The 8,214-nt window shown below is 59.9% G+C and carries 10 protein-coding genes; all 10 read left to right on the top strand.

Translation table 11 applies throughout. From position 1 onward, the window contains the following. Positions 1 to 323, top strand: a 323-nt coding sequence (locus tag V3W31_03225) for an aminotransferase class V-fold PLP-dependent enzyme (GenBank protein MEE9613951.1), incomplete at its 5' end; no start/stop codon positions are given. Between the two features lies 1 nt (position 324). Beyond that, positions 325 to 1,356 carry a tRNA (adenosine(37)-N6)-threonylcarbamoyltransferase complex transferase subunit TsaD gene (tsaD, locus tag V3W31_03220; GenBank protein MEE9613950.1) on the top strand — a complete coding sequence of 344 codons (1,032 nt, stop codon included), beginning with the start codon at positions 325 to 327 and terminating at the stop codon, positions 1,354 to 1,356. A 1-nt stretch (position 1,357) separates the two neighbouring features. Beyond that, a complete protein-coding gene (rsmA, locus tag V3W31_03215; GenBank protein ID MEE9613949.1) occupies positions 1,358 to 2,236 on the top strand; it encodes a 16S rRNA (adenine(1518)-N(6)/adenine(1519)-N(6))-dimethyltransferase RsmA in 879 nt (292 codons plus the stop codon). 207 nt (positions 2,237 to 2,443) lie between these two features. After that, the gene (locus tag V3W31_03210) at positions 2,444 to 2,998 is read left to right on the top strand and encodes a GAF domain-containing protein (protein ID MEE9613948.1); all 555 of its coding nucleotides are present in this window, start codon (positions 2,444 to 2,446) and stop codon (positions 2,996 to 2,998) included. Between the two features lie 142 nt (positions 2,999 to 3,140). Beyond that, on the top strand, positions 3,141 to 3,782 hold the full coding sequence (locus tag V3W31_03205; protein MEE9613947.1) for a deoxynucleoside kinase: 642 nt from the start codon (positions 3,141 to 3,143) through the stop codon (positions 3,780 to 3,782). 125 nt (positions 3,783 to 3,907) lie between these two features. Further along, positions 3,908 to 4,717: a 3-methyl-2-oxobutanoate hydroxymethyltransferase gene (gene panB, locus V3W31_03200; GenBank protein MEE9613946.1), complete on the top strand. Its 810-nt coding sequence runs from the start codon at positions 3,908 to 3,910 to the stop codon at positions 4,715 to 4,717. Positions 4,718 to 4,719: 2 nt separating this feature from the next. Beyond that, positions 4,720 to 5,571 carry a pantoate--beta-alanine ligase gene (panC, locus tag V3W31_03195; GenBank protein ID MEE9613945.1) on the top strand — a complete coding sequence of 284 codons (852 nt, stop codon included), beginning with the start codon at positions 4,720 to 4,722 and terminating at the stop codon, positions 5,569 to 5,571. Positions 5,572 to 5,577: 6 nt separating this feature from the next. Next, a complete protein-coding gene (panD, locus tag V3W31_03190; GenBank protein ID MEE9613944.1) occupies positions 5,578 to 5,955 on the top strand; it encodes an aspartate 1-decarboxylase in 378 nt (125 codons plus the stop codon). After that, positions 5,952 to 6,617 (top strand): DUF502 domain-containing protein, encoded by a 666-nt coding sequence (locus V3W31_03185; GenBank protein MEE9613943.1) that lies wholly within the window; start codon positions 5,952 to 5,954, stop codon positions 6,615 to 6,617. The genes panD and V3W31_03185 overlap by 4 nt, the downstream gene beginning before the upstream one ends. 55 nt (positions 6,618 to 6,672) lie before the next feature. Continuing rightward, the coding region (tkt, locus tag V3W31_03180; protein ID MEE9613942.1) for a transketolase at positions 6,673 to 8,214 on the top strand (1,542 nt) is incomplete at its 3' end.

The following is an 8,214-nucleotide window of genomic DNA, read 5'->3' as shown; positions in this document are numbered from 1 at the left end:
AACTGATGGAAGGGCTCAAGTCGATGGACGGGGTAACCGTCCTCGGCACGCTTGAGCCGGGAGAGAGGGTCTCGCTCGTCTCTTTCACTATCGACGGCGTGGCGGCCGAGGCGGCCGGCATGAGGCTCGACGAGGAGTTCTCCATAATGGTCCGGTGCGGCACGCACTGCGCGCCCGAGGCCCACAGGACGGCCGGGACCTACCCGGAGGGGGCCGTAAGGGTCAGCCCCGGCTACTTCAATACGCCCGAGGATATAGAGGCGCTGCTCAAGGCCGTAAGGGTTATTTCCATTTCCACTTCCACTTCCACTTCGGGGGGCTGATATGCTGGTGCTCGGGATAGAGTCCTCGTGCGACGACACCGGGGCGGCCGTGGTAAGGGACGGCACGGAGATGCTCTCATCGGTCGTCGCTTCGCAGGACGACATACACGGCAAGTACGGCGGGGTGGTGCCGGAGCTCGCCTCCCGCCGCCACATAGAGGATATAGTCCCGGTCGTGGACGAGGCGCTCGAGAGGGCGAACGTCACGATGGACGACATAGACGCGGTCGCGGTCACGCAGGGCCCCGGGCTCGTCGGGTCGATCCTGATAGGGCTCTCGTTCGCAAAGGCCGTCTCGTACGCGAAGGAAAAACCGCTTGTCGGGGTGAACCACCTCGAAGCCCACGCGCTCTCGGTGTTCCTGAAAGAGAAGGGAGAGGAGAAGGAAGTTCCGGAGTTCCCGTTCGTGGCGCTCGTGGTCTCCGGGGGGCACACGGTACTTTTCCTGATAGAAGATTTTACCCGTTATAAAATACTCGGCCAGACCCGCGACGACGCAGCCGGAGAGGCGTTCGACAAGGTGGGAAAGCTCCTCGGGCTCGGCTACCCCGGAGGGGTCGAGATAGACAGGCTCGCCGTGGAGGGGGGGGGGGGGGACGTAAAGGCGTATCCCTTCACCCGTCCCTACATAAAGAAGGGGAACCTGGAGTTCAGTTTTAGCGGCATTAAGACCGCGGTCCTCGCCGAGGTGAAGAAGGCCGGAGAAGGAGGGCTTACCGAAAGCGCGGTAAAGGACCTTGCCGCGAGCTTTCAGGAGGCGGTGGTGGACGTGCTCGTCAGGAAGGTTTTCTGGGCGGTTGAGGCGACCGGCGCCGGGTCTGTCGCTCTTGCCGGCGGGGTGGCCTGCAATTCGAGACTCAGGGCCAGGCTTAAAGAGGCGGCCGGAGAGGAAGGGATAAAACTCTTTATACCGCCGCACAGGCTCTGCTCGGATAACGGCGCGATGATAGCCGCGCTCGGCTACCATCTCTTGAAGAAGGGCGAGTATGCCGGGCTCGACACGAACGCCCTTCCCAACTGGGACGAGTTTTAAGGTGCTTCAGCCTTTTCCGAAGAAAAAACTCGGCCAGCATTTTCTTATCGATAGGAATATCGTTAGAAAAATAGTCTCGCTCGCGGACGTACGCGAGGGAGAGAGGGTGCTGGAGGTAGGGCCCGGCACCGGGGTCCTCACCGAAGAGCTTCTTCGGGCCGGGGCCGCGGTTACGGCCATAGAGGCCGACGCCGCCCTCGCCGAAAAACTCCGGGAAAAGTTTAAGGATGAGAAGGCTCTTGAGGTCGTTACGGCCGACGCCTTGAAGCTGTCCTTTCTTGACCTTAGCAAAAAAGCCCCGGGTGGGGTGGGTAAGTTCAAGGTCGTGGCCAACCTTCCTTATAATATCTCAGGGCCGATTTTGGTAAAATTCCTCGAAGAGCGGGAGGTTTTTACGTCTCTGGTACTCATGTTCCAGAAGGAGGTCGCCCGGAGGATTACCGCCGGGCCGGGTACGAAGGAGTACGGTATCCTCTCCGTCCTCTCCCGGGCCTATACCGACGCGCGGTGCGAGTTCGACGTGGCGCCGCACCTCTTCCGCCCCCCTCCGAAGGTGACCTCCACCGTGGTAAGGTTGAGCGTCCTGCCCTCCCCGCGCGTTCCGATAGAGGACGAGAAGTTTTTCAAGAGGGTGGTACGGGCGGCCTTCGGGCAGAGGAGGAAGACGCTCCATAACGCGCTGAAGCTATTGGCCCTTCCGGACGAGGACGTGTCAAAGGCCCTTGAGGCCGCGTCCATAGACCCCAAACGCCGGGGCGAGACGCTGACGGGCGAGGAGTTCGGCAGGCTCGCGGATTTGCTGAAAGGCCGGAATGCGGAAATTATGGAAATCAAGGAACTTAGGGAAATCAAGGGAATCAAGGAAATAAAAGGGAATTAAGGTGTTGACAGAACCCCCCCCTCTTTCCTATAATTCGGGTTGCCCGATAATTCGGGTTGCCTGATAATTCGGGTTGCCTGATAATTCGGGTTGTCCGGGCGGTGTGGGGGGCAGGGGGCCGAATTTCGTGGAATTTGCCGGACTTGTATGCTTTAATGCGGAAGCATTCCTATAACCCTATTAGAGTTAGAAAAAGGAGGCTCGAAGATGATTAAAGCGTTGAAGCGGAATCCGGAGGTGTTCAGCAAGGTACTCAGCATGGCCGTATCGGGCCTTAGCATAGACGATATGCTGACCAAGGTAGTCGAGGAGGTCCGGGATCTGGCCGGTTGCGACAGGTGCAGCCTGTACATCGTGGATAAGGAGAAGAACGAACTCTATACGAAGATAGCGCAGAAGCTGGAGCTCGGGGAGATAAGGGTGTCCATCGACAAGAGGAGTATCGCCGGCTACTGCGCGTTCACCGGCAAGGATCTGCTCGTCAAGGACGTAAGGAACGAAAAAGATCTCAAGAAGATAGACGACGAACTCTCCTTCAACGAGAAGTTCGATGAAGAATGCGGGTTTACGACGAAGAACGCGCTCTGCACCCCTATAAAGTACAGGGGGGAGGTCATAGGGGCGATCCAGGCCGTCAATAAGACCGGCGGCTTTATGGCCATGGACGTGGAGAACATGGCGGAGTTCTCGAGTATCCTGGGCCTTATACTCTTCAATGTCCTCATCTCCACTCAGTTGGAGGAGTGCGAGAGCGGGAAGTAGAAAGCCGTGCCGACTCCCGTGCCGGGATGAGGCGAGTTGTGCGGATAAGGAAGTTGCCTTACCGGCGAGCGGACCGCCAGTGTGCGCTGAAAGCGCCTACTCTTGACTTTCCCGGCCCCCTAAGATAACCTTTAATCCCGGTATGGACAAGGCACGGTATATTGCGGTAGAGGGGCCGATAGGGGTCGGAAAGACCACCCTGGCCGAAATGCTGGCGGATGAGTTCGGGGGAAGGATCCTCACCGAGGAGGTCGACACCAACCCGTTCCTGCCCAGGTTCTACGAGGATACGAGGAAGTACGCGTTCCAGGTGCAGCTCTTCTTCATGCTGAGCCGCTACCAGCAGCAGAAGGAGCTCGCGCAGGCCGACCTCTTCACCACGACCGTTGTCTCGGACTACCTCTTCGCCAAGGACAGGATATTCGCCTACCTGAACCTCGACGAGAACGAACTCGGCCTCTACGAGCAGGTCTTCAGGCTGCTCGACGAGAGGATACCCAAGCCGGACCTGGTGATATACCTGCAGGCATCGAGCGAGGTGCTGCTCGAGAGGATAGACAAGAGGGCCAAGGACTACGAGAAGAGGATAGAGGACGAATACCTCGAAAAGGTCGTCGACGCCTATAACAAGCACTTTTTTTACTACACGGATACGCCTCTCCTGGTGGTCAACACCACGGATATCGACTTCGTGGCCAACCCCGCGGACCTGTCCAACCTGGTAAAGGAGATAAGGTCGCTTAAGGGTGGCACGCAGCACTACATACCGCTTGGATCCGGATAGACCCGGACCGGGACGGACGTTTTGAGGGGGCGGAGCTCTATTAAGGGGGTTTCTTCCTTCCGCCCGTGCGCTCTCATGCGGCCTCCCGGACTCCGGTCCTGGAGGCTTTTTTTATGGCTAACGATATGAAAAAAAAGATAACCGTTCCCGACATACTGAAGATGAAGCGGGAAGGCAGGAAGATACCCGTCCTTACGGCCTATACCTTCTCCGTGGCGCACGTGCTCGACAGGGCCGGCGTGCCGGTGCTGCTGGTCGGCGACTCGGTCGGGATGGTCGAGGCCGGATACGATACGACCCTTCCGGTTACGATCGAGGAAATGGTCTACCACACCCGTTCGGTCGCGAGGGGGAGCGAGAGGGCGCTCGTCGTATCGGACATGCCCTTCCTCTCCTACCAGGTAAGTGCCGAGGACGCGCGCAGGAACGCCGGCAGGCTCGTAAAGGAAGGCGGGGCCGAGGCCGTGAAGGTTGAGGGGGGAGTGAGGACCGCCGAGGCCATAGGGGCCATAGCCTCGATGGACGTGCCGGTCATGGCGCATATCGGGCTCACACCCCAGTCGGTCCACAGGATGGGCGGCTATAAGGTGCAGGGCAGGGGCGAGGGAGGGGGAAGCGGGAAAGAAATCCTCCGGGACGCGCGGGCCGTGGAGGAGGCAGGGGCGTTCGCAATCGTACTCGAAGCCATACCCGCCGTTCTGGCAAAGGAGATAACCTCTACTCTCTCCATACCCACCATAGGCATAGGCGCGGGCCCGGACTGCGACGGGCAGGTCTTGGTGGTAAACGACATGCTCGGGCTTGCCTCCGGTAAGGAGTTGCCGCGCTTCGTAAAGAAGTATGCCGACCTCGAAGGCGTTATCACAAAGGCGGTCGGGGACTATATGGAGGACGTGGAGAAGGGAAGGTTTCCGACGAAGGAGCATAGCTATTGAGGGTGGTTGAATCCATAGGCGGAATGAAGACCCTCTCAAGTGAGGCGCGAGCGGCGGGGAAGACCGTAGTGCTCGTCCCGACGATGGGCTACCTCCACCGCGCCCACATGGGGCTCGTGGAGAAGGCGAAAACACTCGGGGACCTCGTGGTGGTGAGCATCATGATAAACCCGGCCCAGTTCGGCCCAAAGGAGGATTTCAAGGCCTACCCGAGGGACCTCGAAAGGGACCTTGAGATGCTCGGGGAGGCGGGTGTGGACGTGGTGTTCACCCCCTCGGCCAGGGAGATGTACCCCGCCGGATACCAGACCTTCGTCGACGTGGTCAAGCTGGACGGGCACCTATGCGGCCCCAGGAGGCCCGGGCACTTCCGGGGGGTCGCCACCGTGGTTACGAAGTTCTTCAATATAGTCAGGCCGTGCGCGGCAGACTTCGGCCTTAAGGACTACCAGCAGTGCCTCATAATAGAGAGGCTCGTCGAGGACCTCAATATGGACGTCGAGCTGCACTTCGGGGAGACAGTGAGAGAGGCCGACGGCCTTGCCATGAGTTCGAGGAACGTCCACCTCGACAACGAACACAGGGAGGCCGCCGGGGTTATACCCCGCTCGCTCGAGGCGGCCGGGGAGGCCTTTGCCGCGGGCGAGAGGGACGGCCGTAAATTGAGCGAGATGGTGAAAAATATGATAGAGAAGGAGCCCCTTGCCGTGATAGACTATGTATCCGTATGCGGGCTCGATGACCTGAGGGACCTGGACCGGATAGACGGCGGCGCGCTCCTTGCCGTGGCCGTCAGGGTGGGGGAGACGAGGCTCATAGACAACCGTATACTGGATCAGGAAAGAGGAGGGTAACAGGAGATGCAGAGAGTAATGCTCAGGAGCAAGATACACAGGGCGCGGGTTACCGACAGCAACGTCGACTACGAGGGCAGCATCGCCATAGACACACGCCTCATGGAGGCCGCTGGGATAATTCCCTTTCAAAAGGTTGAGGTCTACAACGTAACCAACGGCAACCGGTTCGGGACCTACGCCATAGAGGGGGAAGAGGGGAGCGGGACCATAAGCGTGAACGGCGCGGCGGCCCATCTGGCCAGGGCGGGTGACATAATAATAATCGCCGACTACTGCGTGTTCCATGAGGAAGAGGCCCGGCGGCACGTCCCGGTGCTCGTCTACGTGAACGAGAAGAACGAGGTCAGGAAAGTAATCGGAGGGGTCGTGGCGGGCGCATGAGGAAGAAGATGAAGCGCTACTTCGTAACCGGCCTCCTCATAGTGGTGCCGCTTTACATAACCGGCTACGTGCTCCTGCTTCTGGTGGGCTTTATGGACGGGCTACTCGATATCCTGCCCGAGCCGATAAGGCCCTACACCTACCTCCCCTACCGGATACCCGGCCTCGGAGTACTCATAACGCTAAGTGCCATCTTCATCGTAGGGCTCCTCGCCGCCAACTTCCTCGGGCAGAAGCTCGTCGACATAGGCGAGAGGATTCTGGCGAGGATCCCGTTTCTCAATATGGTATACAGGGCCACCAAGCAGTTCCTCGAAGCGATATTCGCCAAAGACCATGAAGGGTTCAGCCGGGTCGTCATGATCGAGTACCCCCGGAAGGGAATCTACTCTCTCGCGTTCGTTACGGGCAGGAGCAGGGGGGAGGCCGGGGAGACGGGCAGAGAGCGGTGCGGCGGCGAGGTGATAAATATATTCCTCCCCACCACGCCCAACCCGACCTCGGGCTTTTATCTGGTGGTGCCGGAGAAGGACACCATGCCGATCGAGATGAACGTCGAGGACGCCTTCAAGGTCATAATGAGTGCGGGTATGGTGGTCCCGCCGAAAAAAACATTGGCGGAAAAGGAGGAGGAAAAATCGCTCCCCGCCTCCGGGGACTGAGGGACGGGAGCGTATCCGTTCCTGCGTTATATAATTCTACCTTGAGAGGAGCGCCATGCCGAAAGATTCAAGCGACGAGACATGTATAAACACGATAAGGTTCCTCGCCGTAGACGCGGTTGAGAAGGCCAACTCGGGCCATCCGGGCATGCCCATGGGGGACGCGGCCATGGCCTACGTCCTCTGGACGGACTATCTCCGCCATAACCCGAAAGACCCCTATTGGCCGGGGCGGGACCGCTTCGTCCTTTCCGCGGGCCACGGCAGCATGCTCCTCTATTCGCTCCTGCATCTCACGGGGCACGACCTCTCGCTCGAAGATCTGAAGAACTTCCGGCAGTGGGGTAGCCCCACCCCCGGCCATCCCGAGTACGATCTTAAGAGGGGTATAGAGATGACCACGGGCCCCCTCGGGCAGGGCTTTGCCACGGGAGTCGGCATGGCAATGGCGCAAAAGTTCCTCGCCGACCGCTTCAACAAGCCCGGCTATCCGCTTTTAGACTATAATATATACGCCATAACGAGCGACGGCGACTTGATGGAGGGTGTCTCCAACGAGGCCGCCTCCCTTGCCGGGCACCTGAAGCTCGGCAGCCTCGTCTATCTCTACTCGGACAATAAGATTACGATAGAGGGAGAGACCGACCTTTCCTTCACCGAAGACGTGGCAAAGCGCTTCGAGGCGCTCGGCTGGCACGCCCGGAAGGTGGACGGGCACGACACAAAGGAGGTGGCCAGGGCCATAGAGGCGGCGAAGGGGGAGAGGGAGAGGCCGTCCCTTATAATGGCGCGTACTCACATAGGCTTCGGCAGCCCCAATAAGCAGGATACGGCCGGTGCGCACGGCGCGCCGCTCGGCAAGGACGAGATAAAGCTAGCGAAGGAAAAACTCGGCTGGCCGGAGAGTCCGGCGTTCCACATACCGGAGGAAGCGCTCAAGCGTTTCAGAGGGGCGATCGAAAAGGGCGAAACCCTTAAGCGAGAGTGGGAGGGGCTTTTAAACGGATACGCGAAGGACCACCCAAAACTTGCCGCCGAGCTTCAGGCGATGGGGCGGGAGGGGGGGGAGAAGGCGGAGGAAGATGATTGGCTGAAGGCCGTGCCCTCGTTCTCTCCCGAAGACGGCCCCGTTGCAACGAGGAGCGCTTCGGGAAAGGTCTTGAACGCAATAGCGCCGAAGATGCCGCTCCTCGTAGGCGGCTCGGCCGACCTGGCGCCTTCGAACAATACCGAGCTCAAGGGGATGGACTTCTTTACCGGGGAGGCGCCCGGCCGTAACGTCCACTACGGCGTCCGCGAGCACGCGATGGGCTCCGTTATGAACGGCATGGCGCTCAGCGGGCTAAAACCCTTCGGGGGCACCTTCCTGGTATTTTCCGACTACATGCGCCCGGCCATAAGGCTTGCCGCGCTAATGGGCCTCCCGGTGGTCTACGTATTCACGCACGACTCGATAGGGCTCGGCGAGGACGGCCCCACGCACCAGCCCGTCGAGCACCTGGCCGCCTTGAGGGCCATACCCGGCCTTACGGTCATAAGGCCCGCCGACGCCCGTGAGACGGCCGAGGCGTGGGAGACGGCGCTTGGCCGTTCCGAG

It is taken from the genome of Thermodesulfobacteriota bacterium (assembly GCA_036482575.1).
In the GTDB taxonomy this organism is placed as follows: domain Bacteria; phylum Desulfobacterota; class GWC2-55-46; order GWC2-55-46; family JAUVFY01; genus JAZGJJ01.
Note: the sequence above shows the minus strand (reverse complement) of the source record. Positions and strands in the feature narration are given on the sequence as shown.